Origin of the sequence: Parabacteroides sp. MSK.9.14 (genome assembly GCF_019041495.1) — a bacterium.
In the GTDB taxonomy this organism is placed as follows: domain Bacteria; phylum Bacteroidota; class Bacteroidia; order Bacteroidales; family Tannerellaceae; genus Parabacteroides; species Parabacteroides merdae.
Genome location: NZ_JAHPXO010000032.1, coordinates 33,255 through 56,913, shown reverse-complemented (window position 1 = coordinate 56,913; position 23,659 = coordinate 33,255). Strand labels below are relative to the sequence as shown.

Genomic DNA, 23,659 nt, shown 5'->3' with positions numbered 1-23,659 from the left:
CCGGATTCAACAAAAACTCTGTTCTAACGAATCATTATCCAATATCTATAATCGTTCGAGTATGGCAAATCATTGCAGTTTGCACTGTTGATTCAGTGGCTAAAACGCAAAAGCCATCATAATTGCTACGCTATCTCCATTTGCTTGATTCCATGCAGTATACCTACTTCCTTTGTTGCCGATAACAGGTCAATGTGCGCACTGAGACCACTGTATAAACCGATTAAAATTCAAAGATTATGGCAACAAAGAAAAGTTTTAGCAAAGAGCAATGGGAAGCTATGACTGGTACGGAAATGTCACAGTTTCTTCCAGATGGTGAAAATCTTGAAAGTACAGAAGAATCGTTTACTGGCGATGTCGGTATCGAAACTCCATTAACCGTCACGGAACAATCCGAAATCCCATCCGGCAATCTTCAAATGCCGATGGGGAAAGATAGGACATTTTCGACACCCCGTTGTCGGGTTAGCAGCCGACAGCGAAGGATGTCATTGGAAGAATACCGTACCGCTTTCCTGCAAGTTCCGAAAATCGAAGACCGCAAACCCGTATTTGTCAGTTGCGAGGTGCGTGACAGGCTTGACGAGTTTGTCCGCAAACTCGGAAGCCGCAGAATGAGTGTTTCGGGACTTCTTGAAAACATCGCCCGACAACATCTTGAAATCTACTCGGAAGAGTTTGAACAGTGGCGTAAATTATAACATATAACCGATGAAAAATGTATCTGCACGCTGCATTAGTGCCGTCAGGCATCCTTGAATCCCTCCAATCGGAGTGAGGAGTGAAACGTCTGTTTCGGGGAGGGAGCGAGGTTATCTTTCGGGATGCCGAAAAATGTCGGACAAGCCGCCATTGCACCCGAAAACCTCGCTCCACTTTCACAAGTGGAGGCAATCCGCTCCCAACGGTCGCAGATTGTAAAAGATACCAACATGGTAAAATGACTTATCACAATAAACCAAGTAATATGAGTAACAAAGACAAAATCAAACCGAGAGGGAGACCGAAAGCAAGCAGCCTTCGCAAGTTGACAAAATCCGTGACGGTGAAATTCTCCAAGCCTGATTACGACAGGCTGTGTCTTCGCAGCAGGCAGGCGAACAGGACGCTTGCGGAGTATATCAGGGATTCCACATTCAATGCACAGATTATGGCTAAGCACTCTCCGGAAGAAGCGGCCACCATGCGCAATCTTGTTGGAATGGCGAACAATCTGAACCAGCTTACAAAGCTGTCGCATCAGGCAGGATTCAACCGTACCAAGAATATACTGATGGAATTGCTTGAAAAACTGAAAGCGGTAATGAACGAGTATAAATCATCGGAAAGGAGGCAGTTATGATTGGCAAGATAAAGAAAGGAAAATCCTTTGGCGGATGCGTCCGCTACGTGATGGGCAAAGACAATGCTGAAATCATCGCTTCCGATGGTGTATTGTTGGGCAGTAACCGTGAATTAACGGATAGTTTCAACTACCAGCGTATGCTTAATCCGAAAATAAAACAGCCTGTCGGTCACATCGCTTTGAGTTTCAAACCCGAAGACAAGCCAAGACTCTCAAATGAGTTTATGGCTAAAATTGCTATGGAATACATGGATTTGATGGGAATAAAAGACACTCAATTCATATTGGTAAGGCATAACAATACGGACAATCCGCATTGCCATCTGGTCTATAACCGTATCGGATATGACGGAAAAGTAATCTCTTCACAGAACGACTTTAAGCGTAATGAAATTGCTACAAAGAGACTTAAAGACAAGTACGGATTGACCTACGCAGAGGATAAAGGTAAGACCAATGTGAAGAAACTTCGTCCTGTAGAGCGTGTGAAATATGAGATTCACAATGCGGTCAAACAGGCTCTAAAATATTCCAAAACATGGAATGAGTTCAATGACAATTTAGTCGGACATGGTGTCAAGCTGGAGTTTGTGAAAAGAAGCCGTGAGATAAAGTCTTTGAATGATATTCAAGGCATACGCTTTACCAAAGACGGACTGACATTCAAGGCTTCGCAAATCAGCAGGGATTTCAGTTTTGCCAAATTAAATGCCCGTCTAAGTTGGAATAAGCCGGAAACAGAACAAGAGCCTAAAAAACCGAAACAAGAGTCAATAATATCGCAGGAACAACTGCAATATTCACAAGACAACGGTTTGATTGAAGGCGGACTGGGATTGTTTATGCCATCAGGCAATAGCCAACAAGACGAACAGATTCCGTATGACGAGTTACTCCGCAGACGGAAGAAAAAGAAACGCAAGAATAGTTTCGGGTTATAATTCGACACATAATTATTAATCAAAGGTATAACATTAAAAATCAATAGTATGAAACAAGAAGAACTTATTGAAAGCATCTATGGGTGCTTGGATAGAATCGAGAATAAGGTAAACGGATTATCCATATCCCAATCGGAGAATGGAAATTCCGAAGTAAATAATAGTGTAAATGAATTTTCATTACAGGAGTTAAAACAAGATTTGAACGCCGTTAAAACAGAGTTTAAACGCACTTCAGAAGGACTTGCCTCTATTAAGTGCGATACTGCAAATCTCTTAAATCGAGCTTCTACTCCGGATAAGTTTGTGGAAACCTTGTCCGCATTAAGGAACGAATATCGGCAAAACCGGAAACAGCAGACCGATTCTTCCGATAAAATAATGGAGATGATGTCGGATATTAAAGCAATACAAACGCAGGAAACGGAAGAGCTGAAATCCTTGCTAAGAGCTACAGATGAAAATATCAAAGGAGGAATTTACAATGAGAGCCACCACAGTTTCAGTATTGAATCGCCTTTCATATTCTGGGGTTTTAGCGGAATGTTTGCAGCGATTGTCGTTTTGGCTGTCGCACTCTATTTTGTTCGACAACCGAACTATGAGCGTATCGACAATGATTTGAAGTATCGCTACATCAAAATGAAAGGCGAAGCCTCACCAAAACTGATTGAAAACTTGGAAAACATCTTTGAACTTAACAGGGATAACAACAAGATTCGCCAAATGCGTAAAGATGTGAAAGCCTACGAAGAAGCAGTACGCAAGCGAGCTGCCCTTGCCGAACAAGCCCGACTAAAAGAACAGGCGGCAAAAGAGCAGGAAAACAAGGCAACGTCCATCAAGGGCAAGCCCATTCAATCGGACAAACTTAAAAAGTGAGCGTATGGCAAGTATCAAAGTAAAATTCAGACCATCCACTACCGCAGGTAAGGAGGGTACAATCTATTATCAAATTATTCAGAATCGAGTAATCCGTCAATTAAAGACGGATTTCCGACTTTTTACGCACGAGTGGAACAATAAAAACAATTCTATCATAATCGGTTCTGATAATCGATACGATTTTCTGCAGTCGATTCAGGAGCGAATAAACTGGGACGTTAAGCGACTACAATCAATCATAGGCAGATTTGAAAATATGCATGTTATATATACAGCTGATGATATAATTTCAACTTTCAATAAGGCGGTAAACGAACAGTCATTATTCAACTTTATGCAAGGCACGATAGCCCACCTCAAGCAGATGGGAAAGATACGCACGGCTGAGAACTATTCCTATGCCTTAAAAAGTTTTATGCAATTCAGACAGTGCAAGGATGTGGCCTTATCGGAAATAGATTCTGATTTAATGCAGCTTTATGAAGCCTATCTCCATGGCAAAGGGGCGGTACGTAATAGCAGTTCGTTTTATATGCGAATTTTCCGGGCCGTATATAACCGAGCATTGGAAAAAGGATTGATTAATCAGTGTAATCCTTTCAGGCATGTCTATACGGGAGTGGACAAGACTGTCAAGCGTGCAGTTCCCTTATCTGCCATCAAGCGTATAAAGAACATGAATCTATCCTTACAGCCCAATCTGGAATTTGCAAGGGACATGTTCCTGTTCAGTTTCTATACACGAGGAATGGCATTTGTAGATATGGCATATCTGAAAAAGAGTGATCTCCAAAACGGCAGTTTGTCATATCGTCGACGTAAAACAGGGCAATTGTTGGTTATCAAATGGGAAAGGTGTATGCAGGAAATCATAAATAAGTATTCCACAGACAGTAGCAGTTCCTATCTTTTGCCCATTCTGAAATATCCGTACCTCGATAGTCATAAGTGCTACAGGAATATCTTGTCCGGCATAAACCGCCATTTGAAAGAGATTGCAAAACTGGTAAATATATCTACGCCATTAAGCATGTATTGCGCCCGGCATTCTTGGGCAAGCGCAGCCAAGTACAAGAATATACCGCTTTCTGTTATCAGTGAGGGGATGGGACATGATTCTGAAAGTACCACCCAAATTTATCTGGCATCATTGGATAACACTCTGGTGGACAATGCCAATGCACAGATATTGAAAAGTCTGTAAGAGCAAAAATGTTTAGCAAAAATGTATCTTTCTTGGAAAGAGGGACTTACTCTGATGCAAATTTACGCATTTTATTGAAAATTCAGCGCATTGTACTATCTATAAATTTATTGGAATATTAAAAACTATATCGTTGTTTATCTCAATAAGATAGAATACTTCTATAAATCAGCCTTTTAGATTTAGTCCTCCCTCTTTCCAAGAAAGACATCGGGACTTTCTCATTCCCTTTATGTAATTGAAGATGATTGAGAAAACAACCGATAACATAGACATACAGGAAACCAATCTAATTGCACTTTCGCCCGATTTGCTGAATACATTGCTCAAAGACCATACAACGAGCCAAAACGGTATTCAGCACAATATATTTTGGGCAACCTCGGATTATGAGCATTTGGGTATCGGTTACGAGTATCAATCACCTATTTTGCCTGAACTGATAACAGGGAATAACGGCAATGTGGTCATGCCTCGTGTATTGAAGCATAAGGTAACACAGACCATGCGTTCCCATGAAATGGCCGAAGTGTTTACCCCTTCGTGGATATGCAATGCACAAAACAATCTGATAGACGAGGCTTGGTTTGGCAGAAAGGATGTATTCAACAAGGAGATAACCGTAGCCGATGGTACAAACACTTGGCAGGTCAATGAGGAAAAAATTACTTTTCCTGAGGGCAAGACTTGGAAGGACTATGTGCGTGAGAACCGTATGGAAATCACTTGTGGCGAGGCTCCCTACCTCGTGAGTCGTTACGATACCACTACAGGGGAGTTTATTCCGGTGGAGAGGCGTATTGGATTGCTTGACCGTAAGCTGCGTATTATCAGCGAGAACGCTACTACTTCTGGTGAGTGGCTGAAAGCCGTACAGGATGCCTACAAGAGTATCTATGCCTACGAATGGCAAGGTGACAATCTTCTGCTTGCCCGTGAATCCCTTCTTTTCTCTTTTATTGAGTATTACCGCAACAAGTTCGGGAAAAACCCTCTATTGAAATCCGTTAACTACATCGCTTACATCATTTCGTGGAACGTATGGCAGATGGACGGATTAAAAGGTGTCATTCCAAATAGTTGCGGAGAACGTAGGGAAGTTGTAGCCGACCTGTTCGGGACTAACGAAGTGGTCACCCAATGTGAAGGATGTCTGAAAGATGACATCCGCAGGCACAATGGGGTCTATTGCCAAATCAAGGACTGGCATGCCACCGACAAGGCAACAGGCAAAAAGGGAAAACGAATCCGATTTATAGACCTAATAAAATAGTGCGGTATGAAATTCACATCTTCACTAAAGTTAAAACTGATATATGTGTTCCGCATCAACGATGCTGCGCACAGTGGATGTCTGAAAGTGGGAGAAGCCACTTGTGATAATGACAATGTTTTCGGTCTTGCTCCCAACAGCAAAGCCCTCAACGAGTCTGCCAAGAAACGTATCAACCAATATACGCAAACGGCAGGTATCGCATACGACCTCTTATATACGGAACTTACGATATACAACAGCAAGTATGGTTTGTGTTCTTTCAATGACAAGGAAGTGCATAGCGTGCTGGAGCGTTCAGGTATTAGGAAAAAGATATTTGATACCGAGAACAAAGCCAACGAGTGGTTTATTACCGACCTTGAAACAATTAAACGGGCGATAATAGCCGTAAAAGAGGGGCGTGAATCATTATCTTCTGCTGAGGTTTCACACGACAAAAGTCCTATTGTATTCCGACCGGAACAGCGTGAAGCCATAGAAAAGACTAAAAAGCAGTTTAAGAAAGGAAACCAAATGCTGTGGAACGCCAAGATGCGTTTCGGTAAAACGCTGTCTGCATTACAGGTAGTGAAAGATATGATTTTCAGCCGAACCTTGATTCTTACCCACCGCCCAGTAGTTGATAGCGGTTGGTTTGAGGACTTTGGCAAGATATTCTATGATAGGCGGGATTTTGCATACGGCTCAAAGAATAACGGTGACAGCCATATTTCGCTGGAAACAAGAGCTAAACAAGGACAATGCAAATATGTTTACTTTGCTTCCATGCAAGACTTGCGTGGTTCTGAACTTGTAGGCGGCAACTTTGATAAGAACAATGAAGTGTTTGCCACCGCTTGGGACTGTATCATTGTGGACGAGGCGCACGAAGGTACACAGACGGAATTGGGCAAGGCTGTAATGCAGGAACTTACGAAGGATCAAACCAAGATTCTGCGTCTTTCCGGCACTCCTTTCAATTTGTTGGACGATTTCAAGGAGGATGAGATATACACTTGGGACTATGTGATGGAGCAGCGAGCCAAAGCGTCTTGGGATGAACTGCATTTTGGAGACCCTAATCCATACGCCTCACTGCCTACCATGAACATTTACACCTATGACCTCGGACGATTGCTCAATGAGTTTGTTGATGAAGATGTGGCATTCAACTTCCGTGAGTTCTTCCGTGTAAATAATAGTGGAACTTTCGTTCATGACAAGGATGTAAGTGCTTTCTTGAATCTTATAACCAAAGAGGACAAGGAGAGTTGCTATCCGTTTGCGAATGAGGAATACCGCAACATCTTCCGTCATACCCTGTGGATGCTGCCGGGAGTGAAGGAGGCACGGGCAATGAGTGCCATGTTGCAGACACATCCAGTATTCCAACATTTCAAGGTGGTGAATGTTGCCGGCAATGGAGACGAGGATGAAGAAAGCAAGGATGCACTTGTGGCGGTAGAAGAAGCCATTGGCAAAGACCCTGACGCCACTCGTACCATAACCTTGTCTTGTGGCAGACTGACAACGGGTGTCAGTGTTAAGGCTTGGACTGCAGTGTTTATGTTGTCTGGTTCATATAACACAGCTGCCTCCAGTTATATGCAGACCATTTTCCGTGTACAGACTCCTGCCACTATCAACGGAAGAGTAAAAGAGCAATGCTATGTCTTTGATTTTGCTCCAGACAGGACATTGAAGGTGATAGCCGAAACAGCCAAGATTTCATCCAAGGCAGGAAAGACCAGCGGCAATGACCGTAAGATTATGGGCGAGTTCCTGAACTTCTGCCCGATAATATCCATCGAGGGTTCCAAGATGAACCAGTTTGATGTGCCGAAGATGCTAGAACAGCTCAAAAAGGTTTATGTGGAACGGGTTGTACGTAATGGTTTTGAAGACAGAAGTCTGTATAATGACGAGTTGATGAAACTTAATGATTTGGAATTGCAGGAGTTCGATGACCTCAAAAAGATTATCGGTCAGACTAAAGCCATGCCCAAGACGAATCAAGTGGACATTAACAATCAGGGGCTGACTGATGAGCAATACGAGGAACTTGAAAGTCTTGAAAAGAAATCCAAGAAGAAAGGCAAGGACAAACAGCCTTTGACAGAGGAAGAGAAGCAACGTCTTGAAGAACTGAAAAAGAAAAAGAACAATCGGGAAGCTGCCATTTCCATTCTTCGGGGTATCTCTATCCGTATGCCTTTGCTGATTTATGGAGCGGAGCTGAAAGACGAATCTCAAGAAATCACCATTGACAACTTCGCTTCACTCATCGACCCTCAATCGTGGGAAGAGTTTATGCCTAAGGGTGTTACCAAGCAGAAATTCAACAGCATCAAAAAATACTACGATCCGGAGATATTCTGTGCCGCCGGAAAGCGTATCCGTGCTATGGCTCGTGCTGCCGACAAACTCAGTGTGGAGGAACGCATTGAGCGCATAACGGATATTTTTAGCACATTCCGTAATCCGGACAAGGAAACGGTGCTTACTCCTTGGCGTGTGGTAAACATGCACCTTGGCGACTGCTTGGGTGGATACAACTTCTTTGAAAAGGGGTATGAAACTACACTGCACGAACCTCGTTTCATCGACAAGGGCGAAGTGACCGCCAATGTATTTGCCGAAGATTCTCGTATTCTTGAAATCAACTCAAAGTCGGGGTTATATCCTCTCTATATGGCATACAGCATCTACCGCACACGTGTCAAAAACTCGCTGTTTTCGGTGTCAAGCATTGAAGACGAACAGCGGATATGGGACAAGATAGTCGCAGAAAACATCTTTGTCATCTGCAAAACTCCGATGGCAAAGAGTATCACCAAGCGAACCCTCATCGGTTTTCGTAAAGCAAAGGCAAACACCAGATACTTTGAGGACTTAATCAATCAAATCAAAAACAAGCCTGAACACTTTATCAAGCAGATTGATAAATTCGTTTCAGAAAGAACAGGGATAAAGAATATGAAATTCAATGCAATAGTAGGGAATCCTCCGTATCAAGAGGTTGTTGCCCAAAAGGAAACAACCAACGGACAAAAACGTAGTTCAAGTATATTCCAACATTTTCAAACAATAAGCGACCGATTGGGTAGATATACTTCACTAATCTATCCTGGTGCAAGATGGATTCATCGCTCAGGGAAAGGGCTTGAACAATTTGGCCTTTCGCAAATCAACGATCCTCATTTGTACTTTTTGAAATTCTTTCCAGATTCAACGGATGTGTTCAAAGAAGTAGGTATTGCAGATGGCTTGTCTATTGTTATGAAAGATATATATAAAGAAAGTAGTGGCTTTAAATATATCTATTCTAAAAATGGGAAAGAAATAGCAGTTGATGCTGATAATCCTAAAGAAGATTTATTTCCATTAAATCCTCTTGATAATGAAATCGTTTCTTGTTTAGATGCCATTATTAGTAAATACAAAAGTTTACACGAGTCAGTCTTGTCTCAGAAACTATTTTCTATAGAAAGCGACTTCGTAGAACGACACCCCACACTTGTAAGAGAGTACAGTGAAGGAGACTATTTCAATTATGAATCAGAAATAAAGTTATTTACCAATGATAAAGCAGGTAAAAGCGGTAGAGCTAAATGGTATATCGCAAACAAAGGTGTTATTACAACGGGACTTGAATATTTGAACAGATGGAAAGTGATAGTTTCAAGTGCCAATGCCGGGGGACAAAAGCGTAGCAATCAAATCGCCATCGTAGATAACCATAGTGCATTTGGGCGATCTCGCGTGGCATTGAAAACTTTCGCCACAGAACAAGAAGCCAAGAACTTCTTCAAATATGCTACAAGTGAAATTATTCGCTTCGCCTTTTTGCTTACAGACGAATCCTTGACCTCTTTGGCAAAGAAAGTGCCAGATTTATTGGACTATTCCGATGCCAATGGCATTATTGATTATTGTGGCGATGTGAATGCCCAACTTTATAAGGAGTTCGGCATTGATAATCGGAATCAACAATATATAAAAGAAGTACTTGCCTCAAAACCACTTTAATTGGGGAGTATTGCGTCTTGACTCATTCTATACCCCCCTTAGTTAAATGGGCGGAAACTTATAAACTTGTTTCCGCCCAAGGTTTTTGATGTACTAATCTATAAAAGTCAATTCACCTTGCAGGTTGATATTACGAATATCTATGTCCACCCCAGCCAAGGCTCTCCTAATATTTTCATCTGCTATAGACTTGGGGACTGCCAATGCCAGAAATTGCCTAGCCCTCGAACAAGCTACATATATCATTCGCTGACTTTCAGTCATGACTTTAACTGCACTGCGTGGAAAATCATTCAGCGAAACACTTTGTCCCCTGCTATCAGACGACAGGAACAGAAGTACTGCATCCAAAGTTGCTCCCTTTGCAGCATGTATCGTATCTATACTTTTATGGTATTCACTGCCCTTATTATTTGATTGGTGATATTGCTCTACAGGCGCATCTGCCATCTCCTTCATCTTATATCCCGTTTGCCTTTGATATGGAACAAAAACAGGTCTCTCTTCAAGTTCCCAATAATCCTTTAATAATGTACAGGTCTGTTCTGACCAGTCTTTGAAACTCAATGAAAATGCAGGTATTTGTTTTAGAAAACTAAATATCCTTGTATTCCAGTCCACATTACGTTCAATTTCTTGCACGAACTTACGCCTTGCTTCAGGGTTATTACCAGCCAAAAGTTCAGCTAATACAAGTCTTATTTTCCTAAAAGCATAGTCCATATCTCCCGAATCGAATGCGAAGGCGGCATCTATTATCAAATAAGGCAGATGTTGTTCTGCTTTCCAGTACTTGAAATCGACATCCTTAACACCGGCTAATTTCTTACACTTATTTACTCCACGTGCTAATATAATTCTACTTGGCAAATCATTATTTTCACAAACTTGGTGGAAATTCCGAATAATATCCCTAACATTCCCGTCATCATACTTATATACTACGATGGGAATTTCTTTATCCTCCACACCATGTGAAGTAATAGCCGGCACATCGCTTGATTTCAGTTTACTATACAAATCTATTATACGTTGGTTAGAACGTCTGCATTCAGATAGTGGCAAAACGTTCCATCCACCTTCTTTCATCATGCTTTGTAGCAACTCTGGTCTCGCATTGTTAAATCCATAGATAGACTGACAAATATCTCCCACAAATTCAAGATTTTGCAAACCGGCTCTCTTTAACAGCTTGAAAAACTCAAAATGCAGTTCAGAATTATCCTGTGCCTCATCAACGATGACATAAGGGAAACGCATTACAAGTGCTTTGGCTATACCTTGATGATGCTCCAATATATCACATGCCATCCATAGTGCATCGCTGCTTGAAATAAAACCTTTTTCTAAACGATATGTAAAAGCTGCATTGCAATAGGCAATTTCATTTGCATCAATCACTGGTTTGTGCTTCCATTTAAAGGCCGTCTTGTCTCTTGATACTAATGATGGATTCTTACGGCGCATCAGACTTGCGTAAGTTCGGAGTGCCATCACTGGGTATTGCTGCCATTTACCGTTTATCTGAATATTGTTATAATAAATCCGATCTAGTATTTCTGTTTCGTTCACTACTATTGGTCGCTTTTTACATTCATCACATAGATACCAAAACGGAAGCACTACATACTGCATAATAAAACTATCAATAGTCAACACTTCATTGGGGTATGTCAACCTTTCATTATGCATCTCCTTATATTTTTGTTTTAACTCAGCACAAGCCTTATTGGTGAATGACAGGCAGGCAAACCCTGTATGCGTGCCATAATGCTCTTCACAATGATGTGACACTGTTAAAAGTTTCTTCACTATGCTCGTAGTCTTGCCACTACCAGGACACGCTGTTAGTATTGTATAACCACGTGCATCAAGATATACTTGTCGTTGCGGTGTTATATCGTAATCCATACTCATGGTACTAAATGAGTTATTGCATCTTGAATATATGGAGGCAAAGTGAACTTAATGTCACCTCCTATTCCTTTTTTATCTAGTAAGAATGAATTTAATGTTTGAGCAAACTCAGCCTTACTTGGCAGACATTTCCACATTAGCAATGCAACATTCTGCTGTTCCACTTCGCTCATTTCTCCCTCTCCAAGTCCTGTCATGTAGGAATCCACCTTGTTTATACCTTCTATATTCTCTTGTTTAATCAATTCGTAAAGCCAAGTCTCTCTCGTTGTCTCTTTATTCGCGAAAACATTTGCTTTACATATTTGATATTCAAGTGTTTTCTTTCCAGAACATACCTTAATACCGTCTTGATGATTAGCCATAGCTTTCAAATTATCAATGCGGCCATTCATTTTACCATTATTAATCCCATCTCTAAGGGTATGCAGTTTTGTATAATTATCTTTTACCAACTCATCTAGATTATATTCCTTATACTTAGAGTCAGTAAATTGGTCCTCATCCGTTACAAATGCCGCTTTCATTGGCAAACGCTTCGCCTTATGAGAAGAATTAAATAACATCAAGAACTGATAGAAAGCAGTTCCATCCGTATCAACAATCTCAACTTGATTGTCAATCAGTGATTTGTCAATCAGTTTAGAGAATGTCTCAACTAATTGGCACTCTGAGATACCCTCAATAAACATACAACCAGACGAGAATAACAACTGTGAACGAGTAACGTCAAAATATCTAGATATCATCTTTCTATAGGATACAACTTCTTCGACCTTTAAGGGTCTATTGTTCTTAGCAACATCCCGAATAATATTTTCTGAATGCCGTTCTTTAAAACAATTACCCACATGATAAGCGTCATTATCTTTCAGCAGAATTATATTTTCCAGTGGTATTCTTGATGTTAAAGTCGGCGAATGGGTTGTGATAAATGTCTGGCTATTTTCACTTGCATCAGCATCTTTAAGGAAGTTATATAGATTAACCTGTAGTTGTGGGTGTAGATGGGCTTCAGGTTCTTCTATCAGCAATGCATATATACTCACATTGTCATCCACATGACAATCTTTAATGTCACTCAATACCGAAGCTATGTATATCAGATTGTTATACCCAAGGCTATTTTGAGTCAACACAAATCCTTTCTTGTCATTTTGTGAATATGGCAAGAATGGTTTAATGATATTAACAATATACTCAATCCTATTCTGCTCTATATGCAACTCTACATCTTTAAGGTCTGACCTATTTATCTGGGTCAGGTTGTCGTTTATGCCAGTTTGCGTTTCCATTACTTCTTGTCTCTGCAAAAGCTGAACATTTGCGTTATCAACTATGCTTTTCACATCATCCTCCGAACCTGCTCTATTAATCTTTCTTTTAATCACCCGTCCTAATAGGTTATTACGTGTGCTCATCAAATCACGCGTACTATCGCGCAATGCTCCCAAATAATAAGGATGAAAATAATGAAACGTATTCCAATCTGCACGAATACCATTCTCCTCTTTACCTGTTATGTATGAGGAATAAATTCTTCCCTTCTCCTTCATCTCGAAACTCAGGTGAACCCTAGCAACCATAGAGCCATCGTCTTTTTTGTCCAGATATTGATAAAATGCCCCTTCTTGCTGTGCTGATAATCCTTCAAATAGGTAACATATATCTATTCTTGTCGAGGTGGTTGCCGTTGTTGTCCCATCGGGGTTTTGTGTAAATTCAACATGAAAATCCTCTTTTGTTATCTCTATATCTCGGTTCGGTTCTCCCCACGAATAAAACAATCTGATAGCATCCACCAAAGATGTTTTAAGCTGTCCGTTAGATCCGATAATAACATTCAGTTTTTTATCAAATTTCACCAATAGTTCTTTGATACCTCGAAAGTTCTTTATATAAATCTTACTTAGATACATAAGTCTATTATATCGCTAAATTATTTAATAATTTTACCACTTTGTGTATTTCCGAATATGCCTTCAAATCCTCAGGAGACTCTTGACATAATTGGCATAGCTTTTCTGAATTTGCCATCGCCCGTTCCAAATCACCATTCTCTGTCAAGTACTTATAGAGGTTGGTGCGTATGAAATAGCGTTTGGTCTTTTCATATCCCGCCATATACTTCTGCAATTCAGGCAACAGTTGCTCATAACTCTCGTATCGCCGACAAACCACATTAGGCAAGAAGTGGAGCAGAAACCAAAATTCCGTGCAAGGATTCGTTTCTACAAACATCACCTTTCCTGCATATTTCTTTTTGCTATACTCATTCTTTGCTCGCTGATACAACTGCATTTCGGAAGGATATTGATACAGCCTATCCATATCAAACAGGCATACAATGAAATCATACTGCTTGTTCAAGTAGGATTCAACCAGTTTTAGCATATGATTGATGTCACTATGCTGTGGAAAGTCTGGCGCAACCTTGAAAGGATAACGACACGCTACCCTCAAAGAGTCGAAATAGAACCATTCTGTTTCTCCCTCGCCTATGATGGCGATACTTTTTGTTACTGTCCGCCTCATAACATTAGTCATTTAGGTTAATGTATTGACTGCCAAGGAATGGTAATTTCACCAGTTTCCCTTGCTTGTAGGCATTGTACGGAGACAGGTTCTTATGCAATCCCAAGGATGAGAGGCGCACTATTTTAGTTTCTCCCAGCTCGTCTTTATCGGTGAACCATATCGTATCACGACGGATAAAATCCTCGTTGAGAAGATTTATATCATGTGTCGTCAGGAGCATTTGAGATGTTCCGTCGCTGTTTGCCAAGAATACCTTTATGAAATAAGCCAGCAACTCGTAATGAATACTTGTTTCCACTTCATCGATGGGTACAAAACGATTGGTTTTTAACAGGAAATTCAGGATTACTGCCATTCCCAAGAATCTTATAGTACCATTGGACTCGTATTCCTCGGACAAGTCATATAAACTGTCTCCAGCCTTGTGCTTGAAAGTCAGTTCTGTATTTGTGATTTTACCCTTTCGGAGCATCTCTGCTTTTGCATCATCTTCAATAGGGGCGTTTTGAATCAACTGCTCTAATTCTGGAGAAATCAGTTCTTCTTCCTCGCGCAAGATAACATCCTCTATATTAAAATCGGAGGCCTTCAGGAAGTCCAATACAAACCTCTTCAAATCCCCAGTTTCGTCCTTATCCAAACGTGATTTTACATATCCCGACAGCAACATTCCCGGAGCCAATACATCCTTTATCTGTGTGGCAAAGTAGTCGTACACATCATTCAGTTTGGTTCGCTCCACATTGCTTTTGCCAAATGCAGCAAGCACACTACAATTATTTATGGTATTGCCAGAAATGACGTCTTGGCTTTTTTTTGTCATTTTCAAATTCGCACCAAATTCTATGGTTGTCGAGTCTGTATCGGCATCATAACTACGGCTATACAATTTGGTAGGACGAATAGACTCATAAACGACCAATGTCTCGGAATAGATGTATCTCTCATCCAATTCAAAACTAAGGATATATTTGGATTGGTTGATATAGAACACCATTGACATCTTTGTCTTTTCATTCCTTGATGTATCGTCCAGCATGAAGGGAACAACTCCTGTTTTTGCATTACGGTCTTTAGGCATTCTCAGAACAAGCATCCTGAAAAAACCAATAGCGTTCAATATATTGGTTTTTCCCGAGGCATTTGCACCATAAATGACTCCCAACTTTAGCAACCTAACGCCATCCTTCACTTCATACGAATACTCATCGGACATGAATGTGTCTGATGAAGGTTCAAAACTGATTTTTTGAACCGACTTAACGGAGAAATAATTCTCAATACTGAACTCTGCTATCATAACCGTTGCGTTTATCTTGTTTTGAGTGCAAAGATATACATAAAATATCGTATGATAAAATTATAACCAAATATATTGTAATTAAACTACAAAATCTGCAATTAAAAGCAGAATTTCTATTTTTATGATTCGTGAAAATACCACCAAATATGATGATTAATTTAGATACGGCATTGAACATTCGGAAAATAATTGTATCTTTGTCATCAGCTAATCATTCCACTTCAATTTGAAGCAAGATGAAGAAGATAGCACGTTACAAATCCATTACCTATTGCCATAAAGTAGATTTGTAAATTACTGAAAAATAGGGATATACTACTAAGCAAAAGAATTGTCTCCAAATCATTACCCGCCGAATGGTGATTTTTAACACACCGTGTTGTATTTGGCAGCTTGTGGCACAGGTTGGCATATCAAGGTCTAACTCGTTGAGTAATAACTTTGCAAACAAAAAACGAGTATGGCAAGAAGCACATTCAAGGTTCTGTTCTACGTGAACGGCAGCAAGGAGAAAAACGGTATTGTCCCCATCATGGGACGAGTGACAATCAACGGGACTGTGGCGCAGTTCAGTTGTAAGCAGAACATCCCGAAAACGCTTTGGGACGTGAAAGGAAACAAGGCGAAAGGCAAGAGCCGCGAGGCACGAGACATCAACCTTGCCCTTGACAACATCAAGGCGCAAATCATCAAACATTACCAGCGCATTTCAGACCGCGAGGCATTTGTTACGGCTGAGATGGTGCGCAACGCCTATCAGGGAATCGGCAGCGAGTATGAGACGCTGCTAAAAGCATTCGACCGTGAGAACGAAGTGTTCAAGAAACGGGTAGGCAAAGACAGGGTAATGGCTACCTATCGGGCACGTGTACGGGCAAGAAACCATGTAGCCGCCTTTATCAAGTCGTTTTACAGACGCAGCGATATGTCCATGTTGGAACTTACTCCCGATTTCATCAAGGAGTTCGCCGCATACCTCTCGACTGAAGCCGGATTGCGGAACGGTTCGATATGGGCAAACTGTATGTGGCTGAAAGGCGTGGTCATGAAAGCGCATTATAACGGGTTGATACCGCGCAATCCTTTCATCCAGTTTCATATCAGCCCCAATGTGAAAGAACGGGAATATCTGACGGAGGATGAACTGAAAGCGGTCATGACACATGAGTTTGCAGACAGCAAGCTCGCATACATCCGTGACATTTTCATCTTTGCCAGTTTCACCGCCTTGTCATTCGTGGACATTCAGGAACTGACGAATGACAACATCGTGGAGGTGAACGGCGAGAAGTGGATATTGTCCAAACGCCACAAGACAAAAGTCGCCTTCCAAGTGAAGCTGCTGGATATACCCTTGCAGATAGTCGAACGCTACCGACCGATGCAGAAAGACAATCGTATATTCCCCGGCTTGAACTATTGGTCTATCTGCAAACCGTTGAAACGGATGATAAGGGAATGTGGCATAACCAAGTCAATATCATTTCATTGCAGTCGTCATGGCTTCGCAACATTAGCTTTGAGCAAGGGGATGCCCATTGAAAGCGTAAGCCGTGTGTTGGGACATACGAATATAGTCACGACCCAACTCTACGCAAAGATAACCACGCAGAAGCTCGACAACGACCTGACCATGTTCGGCGACAAACTGAGTAAGACGTTTAACGGAATAACGATGTCATGAGTATGAGAAGAAACAGCATAACAGTGAATGAATCCGGCAATATCATCATGCCGGAGAATGTCTCAAACATTTGGATGAGCGAGCCGGAATTGGTGGAACTGTTCGGAGTAATTGCTCCGACACTTCGTTCTGCCATCAGAAACATCTATAACAGTGGAGCATTAAAAGAATACGAGGTACAGAAGTATGTTCGGCAGGAGAACGGGTATCATGCCGATGTGTTCAGCTTTCCGATGATAGTCGCACTTGCTTTCCGCATTGACAGCTTCGGTGCGGAACAGGTGCGCAATGCCATATTTAAAAGGCTGTACTTGCGAAAAGAGAAAACAAATATCTTCTTTTCGCTGGGTATAAATGGTTGGGATATGTCTAATTATCAGGCATAAGTTCTAATGATATGACGACATGAAGTAGTGAGACCTATGCGTATTCCCATTGCCAACAATGTATTTATACGAGTATGTGAATAGGTGTATTGCCATTCATACGTACGATTACGACAAAGAGGGTGTGTCAAAACTCAATTATTAAAAAGATGAACTTATAATTTGAAATTTGAGCATCCTAAAAGATCCCCAAAAGGGTCGTATCATTACTCCATACAGAGCTTGATACGACCCTTTTAAGTGTTATACGTTACAATCTGTAACTTTTAGAAGTTGTCATTTCTGTTTTGACACACCCTCCTTTTGTTGTATGTCATAAAGCCAAATCCAAGAAAATCTTACGTGAGGTATGCGTGAGTTGTTAATCCGTTCTGCGCTAATTGCCGAGTTTTGCACTGATTAAACAAAAAAATGAAGTGCTAATGAAACAAGGCAACTTTGAAAATGAGGAGTTTATCCGTGTGGGTACTACCCTCTACAAGTTAGTGAACCAGCCCCGTCTGAACGGAGGCTATGTGAAGAAGCGCATCGTGTGGAACAACGAAACACTGCGGCAGGACTACGGCAAGGACTATCTCGCCACCGTGCCGAAGTACGACGGCTTCTGCACCGTCCCCGACCATGTGGACTACCGTCCCGTGGTGGACAAGTTCCTGAACCTCTACGAGCCGATAGGACACCGTCCGCAACAAGGCGAGTTTCCCTGTATCCGGTCATTGGTGCGCCATATCTTCGGTGAACAGTATGAATTGGGCATGGACTATCTTCAATTGCTCTACCTGCAACCCGTGCAGAAACTGCCTATCCTGCTGTTGGTATCAGAAGAACGCAACACGGGCAAGAGTACATTCCTGAACTTCCTGAAAGCTGTGTTTCAAAACAATGTCACTTTCAATACCAACGAGGACTTCCGCAGCCAGTTCAATTCCGACTGGGCAGGAAAACTGCTCATCGTGGTGGACGAGGTATTGCTCAACCGCAGGGAGGACAGCGAGCGGTTGAAGAACCTCAGCACCACACTTTCCTACAAGGTGGAAGCCAAAGGCAAAGACCGTGACGAGATAGCGTTCTTTGCCAAGTTCGTGCTATGCTCCAACAACGAGTATCTGCCTGTTATCATTGATGCAGGTGAAACACGCTATTGGGTGCGCAAGATAGACCGTCTGCAATCCGATGACACAGACTTCCTGCAAAAGCTGAAAGCTGAGATACCTGCCTTTCTGTATTACCTGCAATACAGACAACTTTCCACCGAAAAGGAAAGCCGTATGTGGTTTGCGCCCTCTTTGCTGCATACCGAAGCCTTGCAGAAGATTATCCGCAGCAACCGCAACCGATTGGAGATAGAGATGTGCGAACTTATCCTTGACATTATGGAAAGTGTCGGCACGGACACATTCTCGTTCTGCCACAACGACATTCTTCTTTTGCTGGTACATTCGCAGGTAAAGGTGGAGAAGCACCAAGTCAGAAAGGTATTGCAGGAATGTTGGAAACTTACTCCTGCCTCTAACGGGCTTACATATACCACTTACCAATTCAATTACAATCGGGAGTGCCGATATGAGCCGATAAAAAGAGTCGGTCGTTTCTACACCGTCACAAGGGAACAACTTGAATCCCTGTAATACTATTCTTTTTTTGTTGAATTGATGAATAATGATATAACCATACTGATAATAAACAGCATACACTCTCAACAAATTCTCAACAATCGAAAAGAAAAGTTGAGAGGGAAACAGCATCAGTTTGTTGGATTCTCTATTTGTGAGTGGTTTGTTGAGAAGATGTTGAGAATATAAAGCATTAACGTATAGGACAATACATATCTCATTCATCAAATCAACGTTTTTACAGTCATCATCAAATCCATAGAAATTATATCATGAACATCCAAGAAGCAAAACAAATCAAAATTGCGGACTATCTGCAAAGTTTGGGTTATTCGCCCGTAAAGCAACAGGGAAACTGCCTGTGGTATAAATCCCCGTTCCGTCAGGAAACGGAAGCCTCGTTCAAGGTGAACACCGACCGCAACCTGTGGTTCGATTATGGACTGGGAAGAGGTGGTAACATCATCGCACTTGCAGGGGTACTGTACGCATCCGACCATGTGCCTTATCTGCTTGGCAAGATAGCGGAACAGGCACCACACATCCGTCCCATATCTTTCTCTTTTCGCCAGCAGGCATCCGAACCGAGTTTCCAACATTTGGAGGTGGGCGAACTCACCCATCCGGCATTGCTCCGATACTTGCAGGAACGGGGCATAAACATCGCTTTGGCAAAGGCGCAATGTAAAGAGCTCCACTTCACCCATAACGGCAAGCCCTATTTCGCCATCGGTTTTCCGAATGTGGCGGGAGGATTTGAAGTGCGTAACCGTTTTTTCAAAGGCTGTGTCGCACCCAAAGACATCAGCCATATTCGGCAACAGGGAGAAGCGAGAGAGAAATGCCTTGTATTCGAGGGCATGATGGACTATCTTTCATTCCTCACGTTGCGGAAGAGGAACTGCTCGAACTTGCCCGACCTTGACAGGCAGGATTACGTCATCCTCAATTCGACCGCCAATGTTTCCAAAGCTATAGATGTGCTGCACGGGTATGGACGTATCCACTGCATGCTCGACAATGACGAGGCGGGAAGAAAGGCGTATCGGGAATTGGAAAGGAAGTTCGCCGGACGCATCCGCGACTTCTCCGACAACTACAAAGGGCATAAAGACCTGAACGATTACCTGCGTGGAATCCGGCAGAAATTAGCCGTTAGTCCACCGCCAAGAACTATCGTAAAACCCAAGAAGAAAGGGTTGGGATTATGACATCCCGAATGAGAAAAACGGGAGATGCCCGAAACTCATTCCTTAAGGATTGGGAGGTAGCAAGTTTGTGTTTCGGGTGTACCGAAACCGCTTGCCACCCACCATCCAAATTGCAGGAGGTGGCATCCCGTCGGTCTATACAGTTGAATCAGTAACCGAATTAAAAGGAATAAAATATGGAACAGACAAAGGAACACAAGGAACGCAACAAGGGAGGTCGCCCCAAGAAGGAAGCAACCGAGAAACTGAAATACCGTATCGCAGTGAAAATGACGGCAGCCGACTACTTCCGCCTGCTGACACGATCGCATGAGGCGGGCGTATCACCAAGCGAGTACATGAGGGAATGTTTCCGTAACGGTCATGTGAAAGAACGGCTGTCGGAGGAACATGCCGGATACATCCGCCAACTCTGCGGCATGGCTAACAATCTCAACCAGCTTGCGCGTAAGGCAAACGCCGGAGGCTTCCACGATGAACGGTGGGACTGCAAGGTGGCAGTGGCAAGGATTCATGAACTTATAACCAAGATAGGGATATGATGGCGAAAATCGTAAAAGGAAGCGACTTCAAGGGTGCGGTGGATTACATCATCGACAAGAAGAAGGATACGCAGATAGTAGCAAGCGAAGGCTTGTTTATGGAAAATCTGGAAACTATCGCCATGAGTTTCAATGCCCAGTCACGGATGAACGATAAGGTGACAAAACCTGTCGGACATATCGCGTTGAGTTTTTCCAAAGAGGATGAGTTACGGCTGACGAACCGTATCATGGCAGGCATCGCGCTTGAATATATGGAACGGATGGGAATCAAGAATACGCAGTTCTTCATCGCCCAGCATTTCGACAAGGAGCATCCACACGTGCATATTGCTTTCAACCGCATAGACAACAACGGCAATACCATATCGGACAGGCACGAGCGTCTGCGCAGTACCCGCATCTGCAAGGAATTGACCTTGAAATACGGCTTGCATATGGCTGGCGGAAAGGACAATGTCAAACGCAACCGCCTGAAAGAGCCAGACAGGACGAAATATGCGCTTTACGACATCATCAAAATGGAAGTCGGCAGATGCGGCAACTGGAACGTGCTTATCGCCAACCTGAAACGGCAGGGAGTGGAAGTACATTTCAAGCATAAGGGGCAGACCAGCGAGGTGCAGGGTGTTGTATTCTCCATGAATGGCTACCATTTCAACGGCTCCAAAGTGGACAGGCGTTTCAGTTATTCCAAGATTGACGCGGCTTTGCAGCACAACAGATGCAGGGAACGTATGGGAATAACAGCCGGAATATATGAAACGGCTACACCAAGCGCACCGTCCGGCACGGCACAAAGCGAGTTGTTCAACGGCTCTTGGGGATTGCTAAAAAGCAGTGGCTCATCTTATAACGCTGCTGATGCGGAAGCCAATCAGGAAATGGTGGATATACTTCGCAGAAGGAAGAAAGTTAAGCGCAAGAGAGGTGTTGGGTTCTAATATTCTGTACTAATCCAATTCTCACGACACTTGCGCTCTATATTCATTCGGAGTGTAACCTACCTCTTTCTTGAACAGTCGGGTAAAATGTTGCGGGTACTGAAAACCGAGATTATAGGCGATTTCATTAACGGTGTCGTCTGTAGATGCAAGTTCCGTCTTGGCTATTTCAATAGACTTGTCATGAATGAAATGCAGGGCGGTTGAACCTGTTTCTTTTTTCAATAAATCACTGAAATAGTTGGGCGAGAGGCAGAGCTTGTCTGCACAATACTGTACAGTGGGCAAGCCTATCCGTTTAGCAGCCCCATCATGGAAGTATTCGTCAAGCAACCGCTCAAATCTTGCGAGGATGTCTCGGTTTTGGTTGTCGCGTGTGATGAACTGGCGGTCATAGAAACGTGTGCAGTAATCAAGGAACGTCTTGATGCTGTCTGTGATGAGGTTCTTGCTGTGACGGTGTATCGGATGGTTCAATTCATATTGAATCTTGTGGAAGCAATCCATGATGATTTGCCGTTCTTCCACACTAAGGTGCAATGCCTCGTTTGTCTCGTAGGAAAAGAACGAATATTCACGCATTATCCGCCCGAGAGGTGTATTCCGCAGCAGGTCGGGATGGAACATAAGCTGGTAGCCATCTGGTTGGAACTGCATGCCGTCATCTTCCGCACCGAACACCTGTCCGGGCGCGATAAATATCAGTGTGCATAATTATTCCTAAGTCTGTGAAACCGGAACGCATGAAGCAGAATCTCGACATATTAGACTTCACCCTGTCGGCCGACGACATGGCACGGATAAAGACGCTGGATACCGACAAGCCTTTCTTACTCGGCTCGCACGAAGATCCAGAAATCGTAAAATGGTTCATGCAGTACAAAAACGCCTGAACATCAACAACCATATTTCGATAGCCGCTATCGACTATATTAAGAAGTTATTCGTATATGCCTTTATTGTAATCCGTCATGTACTGAGTAAATGTTTTGCCTGTTTGCTGTTTGAAGAAGCGCATGAGATGGCTCGGATCAGAGAAATTGAAATCATCCGCCATTTCACTGACAGTGCGGTTGGAGAATAGCAATTCGTTCTTCAGTTCCTCAAGCAGACGTTGTTTTATCAAATGGGTAGCTGATACTCCGAATTGGGCTTTTACTGAGTTATTGAGTGTGATGCGACTGACATGAAGCATGTCTGCATATTCCTGCACCCGCTGGTGGGTGCGGATATTCTGTTCCAACAAGTCCTTGAACCGAAAAGCGAAATTGTTTTTAGCAATTTCAGCGGGCAAGCAATAGGCGGCAGCGTATGTACGATTGATAATCAGCAAAAGATAATATAGTAAGGAAACAATGATATTGTACGTATCGGACACTGGATTCATCAGCTCATACTTAATCTTTCCGAGCAGCCGCATATATTCCTTCATTTCGTCATGTGTGGCATTGATGTAAGGCGGCGTATCTGTCTGGTAACAATACAAAAGGCGAAAAACGAAGAACTTGTCGGCGATAAAAGTACGCATGAAATCTTCGCGGAATATAAGGAACGTGTAATCCAACGCCGTCTCATCTACATGCCACTCTTGTTGCTGATGGGGTGAAAGCAGGAGAACCATGCCGTCGCGCAGTTCAATCTTGCGGAAGTTCAGTAGCAAATATCCGTTTGCCTTACGGAAAAAGTAGAAGCTGAAGAAGTCTGTCTTAAACCGCTTGTTTTCTGTCAGCACAAGTCCGATGTCCTTGTTTATGGCAGTATTGATGTAAAAATCCACGCCGCAGCGTGTCTTGTTGAACGGTACGCTGACCAGTCGATCAGGGTTGATTATCTCGTCCATATCCTTGTCGTTTTTGCAA

21 protein-coding genes are annotated in these 23,659 nt (G+C 42.6%); 14 read left to right on the top strand and 7 right to left on the bottom strand.

Going from position 1 to position 23,659, the window contains the following annotated elements; genetic code table 11:
- Nucleotides 1–239: 239 nt before the first annotated feature.
- Complete coding sequence (locus tag KTG12_RS16025) at nucleotides 240–704, top strand: DUF3408 domain-containing protein (protein WP_100788623.1); 465 nt, start codon at nucleotides 240–242, stop codon at nucleotides 702–704.
- A gap of 44 nt (nucleotides 705–748) precedes the next feature.
- On the opposite strand, the gene KTG12_RS16020 is transcribed toward KTG12_RS16025, so the two are convergent.
- Nucleotides 749–937 (bottom strand): hypothetical protein, encoded by a 189-nt coding sequence (locus tag KTG12_RS16020; RefSeq protein WP_133122768.1) that lies wholly within the window; start codon nucleotides 935–937, stop codon nucleotides 749–751.
- 33 nt (nucleotides 938–970) lie between these two features.
- Here KTG12_RS16020 and mobC point away from each other — a divergent pair, with 33 nt between their 5' ends.
- The 6 genes from mobC to KTG12_RS15990 all read left to right on the top strand — a co-directional run bounded on the left by mobC (nucleotide 971) and on the right by KTG12_RS15990 (nucleotide 9,662).
- Nucleotides 971–1,345 (top strand): plasmid mobilization relaxosome protein MobC, encoded by a 375-nt coding sequence (mobC, locus tag KTG12_RS16015; RefSeq protein ID WP_178264762.1) that lies wholly within the window; start codon nucleotides 971–973, stop codon nucleotides 1,343–1,345.
- Nucleotides 1,342–2,289 (top strand): relaxase/mobilization nuclease domain-containing protein, encoded by a 948-nt coding sequence (locus KTG12_RS16010; RefSeq protein WP_100788625.1) that lies wholly within the window; start codon nucleotides 1,342–1,344, stop codon nucleotides 2,287–2,289. The genes mobC and KTG12_RS16010 overlap by 4 nt, the downstream gene beginning before the upstream one ends.
- Nucleotides 2,290–2,337: 48 nt before the next feature.
- Nucleotides 2,338–3,171: a hypothetical protein gene (locus KTG12_RS16005; protein ID WP_100788626.1), complete on the top strand. Its 834-nt coding sequence runs from the start codon at nucleotides 2,338–2,340 to the stop codon at nucleotides 3,169–3,171.
- Between the two features lie 4 nt (nucleotides 3,172–3,175).
- Nucleotides 3,176–4,378, top strand: a complete 1,203-nt coding sequence (locus KTG12_RS16000; RefSeq protein WP_100788627.1) for a site-specific integrase — start codon at nucleotides 3,176–3,178, stop codon at nucleotides 4,376–4,378.
- Nucleotides 4,379–4,622: 244 nt separating this feature from the next.
- The gene (locus KTG12_RS15995) at nucleotides 4,623–5,651 is read left to right on the top strand and encodes a restriction endonuclease subunit M (protein WP_100788635.1); all 1,029 of its coding nucleotides are present in this window, start codon (nucleotides 4,623–4,625) and stop codon (nucleotides 5,649–5,651) included.
- A 6-nt stretch (nucleotides 5,652–5,657) separates the two neighbouring features.
- Nucleotides 5,658–9,662 carry an Eco57I restriction-modification methylase domain-containing protein gene (locus KTG12_RS15990; protein ID WP_100788628.1) on the top strand — a complete coding sequence of 1,335 codons (4,005 nt, stop codon included), beginning with the start codon at nucleotides 5,658–5,660 and terminating at the stop codon, nucleotides 9,660–9,662.
- Nucleotides 9,663–9,755: 93 nt separating this feature from the next.
- Here KTG12_RS15990 and KTG12_RS15985 read toward each other — a convergent pair whose 3' ends face one another.
- From KTG12_RS15985 to KTG12_RS15970, 4 genes are read right to left on the bottom strand one after another with little or no spacing between them, the layout of a single operon-like run.
- The gene (locus KTG12_RS15985; RefSeq protein WP_195353205.1) at nucleotides 9,756–11,573 is read right to left on the bottom strand and encodes a UvrD-helicase domain-containing protein; all 1,818 of its coding nucleotides are present in this window, start codon (nucleotides 11,571–11,573) and stop codon (nucleotides 9,756–9,758) included.
- A gap of 2 nt (nucleotides 11,574–11,575) precedes the next feature.
- Nucleotides 11,576–13,498: an ATP-dependent endonuclease gene (locus tag KTG12_RS15980; RefSeq protein ID WP_100788630.1), complete on the bottom strand. Its 1,923-nt coding sequence runs from the start codon at nucleotides 13,496–13,498 to the stop codon at nucleotides 11,576–11,578.
- Between the two features lie 7 nt (nucleotides 13,499–13,505).
- Nucleotides 13,506–14,114: an RloB family protein gene (locus KTG12_RS15975; RefSeq protein WP_195353206.1), complete on the bottom strand. Its 609-nt coding sequence runs from the start codon at nucleotides 14,112–14,114 to the stop codon at nucleotides 13,506–13,508.
- A 4-nt stretch (nucleotides 14,115–14,118) separates the two neighbouring features.
- Entirely contained in the window at nucleotides 14,119–15,417 is a 1,299-nt protein-coding gene (locus KTG12_RS15970; protein WP_100788631.1) for an ATP/GTP-binding protein, read from the bottom strand.
- Between the two features lie 463 nt (nucleotides 15,418–15,880).
- On the opposite strand from KTG12_RS15970, the gene KTG12_RS15965 reads away from it, so the two are divergent.
- The 6 genes from KTG12_RS15965 to KTG12_RS15940 all read left to right on the top strand — a co-directional run bounded on the left by KTG12_RS15965 (nucleotide 15,881) and on the right by KTG12_RS15940 (nucleotide 21,800).
- Nucleotides 15,881–17,104 carry a site-specific integrase gene (locus tag KTG12_RS15965; protein WP_005775881.1) on the top strand — a complete coding sequence of 408 codons (1,224 nt, stop codon included), beginning with the start codon at nucleotides 15,881–15,883 and terminating at the stop codon, nucleotides 17,102–17,104.
- A complete protein-coding gene (locus KTG12_RS15960; RefSeq protein ID WP_004328110.1) occupies nucleotides 17,101–17,490 on the top strand; it encodes a hypothetical protein in 390 nt (129 codons plus the stop codon). Before KTG12_RS15965 ends, KTG12_RS15960 begins: the two co-directional genes overlap by 4 nt.
- A 422-nt stretch (nucleotides 17,491–17,912) precedes the next feature.
- Nucleotides 17,913–19,118 (top strand): primase-helicase family protein, encoded by a 1,206-nt coding sequence (locus KTG12_RS15955; RefSeq protein ID WP_004328112.1) that lies wholly within the window; start codon nucleotides 17,913–17,915, stop codon nucleotides 19,116–19,118.
- Between the two features lie 257 nt (nucleotides 19,119–19,375).
- Nucleotides 19,376–20,314, top strand: a complete 939-nt coding sequence (locus KTG12_RS15950) for a toprim domain-containing protein (RefSeq protein WP_005775883.1) — start codon at nucleotides 19,376–19,378, stop codon at nucleotides 20,312–20,314.
- Between the two features lie 176 nt (nucleotides 20,315–20,490).
- Nucleotides 20,491–20,856 (top strand): MobC family plasmid mobilization relaxosome protein, encoded by a 366-nt coding sequence (locus KTG12_RS15945; protein WP_004329306.1) that lies wholly within the window; start codon nucleotides 20,491–20,493, stop codon nucleotides 20,854–20,856.
- Nucleotides 20,853–21,800, top strand: coding sequence for a relaxase/mobilization nuclease domain-containing protein (locus KTG12_RS15940; RefSeq protein ID WP_004329305.1), 948 nt, complete (start codon nucleotides 20,853–20,855; stop codon nucleotides 21,798–21,800). Before KTG12_RS15945 ends, KTG12_RS15940 begins: the two co-directional genes overlap by 4 nt.
- Nucleotides 21,801–21,821: 21 nt before the next feature.
- Here KTG12_RS15940 and KTG12_RS15935 read toward each other — a convergent pair whose 3' ends face one another.
- A complete protein-coding gene (locus tag KTG12_RS15935) occupies nucleotides 21,822–22,481 on the bottom strand; it encodes an AraC family transcriptional regulator (protein ID WP_216945477.1) in 660 nt (219 codons plus the stop codon).
- Nucleotides 22,482–22,543: 62 nt separating this feature from the next.
- Between KTG12_RS15935 and KTG12_RS15930 the strand changes: the two genes are divergently transcribed.
- The gene (locus KTG12_RS15930) at nucleotides 22,544–22,693 is read left to right on the top strand and encodes a hypothetical protein (protein WP_004329303.1); all 150 of its coding nucleotides are present in this window, start codon (nucleotides 22,544–22,546) and stop codon (nucleotides 22,691–22,693) included.
- Between the two features lie 47 nt (nucleotides 22,694–22,740).
- Here KTG12_RS15930 and KTG12_RS15925 read toward each other — a convergent pair whose 3' ends face one another.
- Entirely contained in the window at nucleotides 22,741–23,640 is a 900-nt protein-coding gene (locus tag KTG12_RS15925; RefSeq protein WP_004329302.1) for an AraC family transcriptional regulator, read from the bottom strand.
- Nucleotides 23,641–23,659 lie beyond the last annotated feature (19 nt).

Coding starts and splice junctions, on each gene's coding strand:
- KTG12_RS15955 (WP_004328112.1), top strand. CDS start 17,913: ATGAAACAAGGCAACTTTGAAAATGAGGAGTTTATCCGTGTGGGTACT.
- KTG12_RS16000 (WP_100788627.1), top strand. CDS start 3,176: ATGGCAAGTATCAAAGTAAAATTCAGACCATCCACTACCGCAGGTAAG.
- KTG12_RS15960 (WP_004328110.1), top strand. CDS start 17,101: ATGAGTATGAGAAGAAACAGCATAACAGTGAATGAATCCGGCAATATC.
- KTG12_RS15940 (WP_004329305.1), top strand. CDS start 20,853: ATGATGGCGAAAATCGTAAAAGGAAGCGACTTCAAGGGTGCGGTGGAT.
- mobC (WP_178264762.1), top strand. CDS start 971: ATGAGTAACAAAGACAAAATCAAACCGAGAGGGAGACCGAAAGCAAGC.
- KTG12_RS15980 (WP_100788630.1), bottom strand. CDS start 13,498: ATGTATCTAAGTAAGATTTATATAAAGAACTTTCGAGGTATCAAAGAA.
- KTG12_RS15930 (WP_004329303.1), top strand. CDS start 22,544: ATGAAGCAGAATCTCGACATATTAGACTTCACCCTGTCGGCCGACGAC.
- KTG12_RS15975 (WP_195353206.1), bottom strand. CDS start 14,114: ATGAGGCGGACAGTAACAAAAAGTATCGCCATCATAGGCGAGGGAGAA.
- KTG12_RS16020 (WP_133122768.1), bottom strand. CDS start 937: ATGTTGGTATCTTTTACAATCTGCGACCGTTGGGAGCGGATTGCCTCC.
- KTG12_RS15925 (WP_004329302.1), bottom strand. CDS start 23,640: ATGGACGAGATAATCAACCCTGATCGACTGGTCAGCGTACCGTTCAAC.
- KTG12_RS15985 (WP_195353205.1), bottom strand. CDS start 11,573: ATGGATTACGATATAACACCGCAACGACAAGTATATCTTGATGCACGT.
- KTG12_RS16010 (WP_100788625.1), top strand. CDS start 1,342: ATGATTGGCAAGATAAAGAAAGGAAAATCCTTTGGCGGATGCGTCCGC.
- KTG12_RS15945 (WP_004329306.1), top strand. CDS start 20,491: ATGGAACAGACAAAGGAACACAAGGAACGCAACAAGGGAGGTCGCCCC.
- KTG12_RS15990 (WP_100788628.1), top strand. CDS start 5,658: ATGAAATTCACATCTTCACTAAAGTTAAAACTGATATATGTGTTCCGC.
- KTG12_RS15950 (WP_005775883.1), top strand. CDS start 19,376: ATGAACATCCAAGAAGCAAAACAAATCAAAATTGCGGACTATCTGCAA.
- KTG12_RS15995 (WP_100788635.1), top strand. CDS start 4,623: ATGATTGAGAAAACAACCGATAACATAGACATACAGGAAACCAATCTA.
- KTG12_RS16025 (WP_100788623.1), top strand. CDS start 240: ATGGCAACAAAGAAAAGTTTTAGCAAAGAGCAATGGGAAGCTATGACT.
- KTG12_RS15970 (WP_100788631.1), bottom strand. CDS start 15,417: ATGATAGCAGAGTTCAGTATTGAGAATTATTTCTCCGTTAAGTCGGTT.
- KTG12_RS15965 (WP_005775881.1), top strand. CDS start 15,881: ATGGCAAGAAGCACATTCAAGGTTCTGTTCTACGTGAACGGCAGCAAG.
- KTG12_RS16005 (WP_100788626.1), top strand. CDS start 2,338: ATGAAACAAGAAGAACTTATTGAAAGCATCTATGGGTGCTTGGATAGA.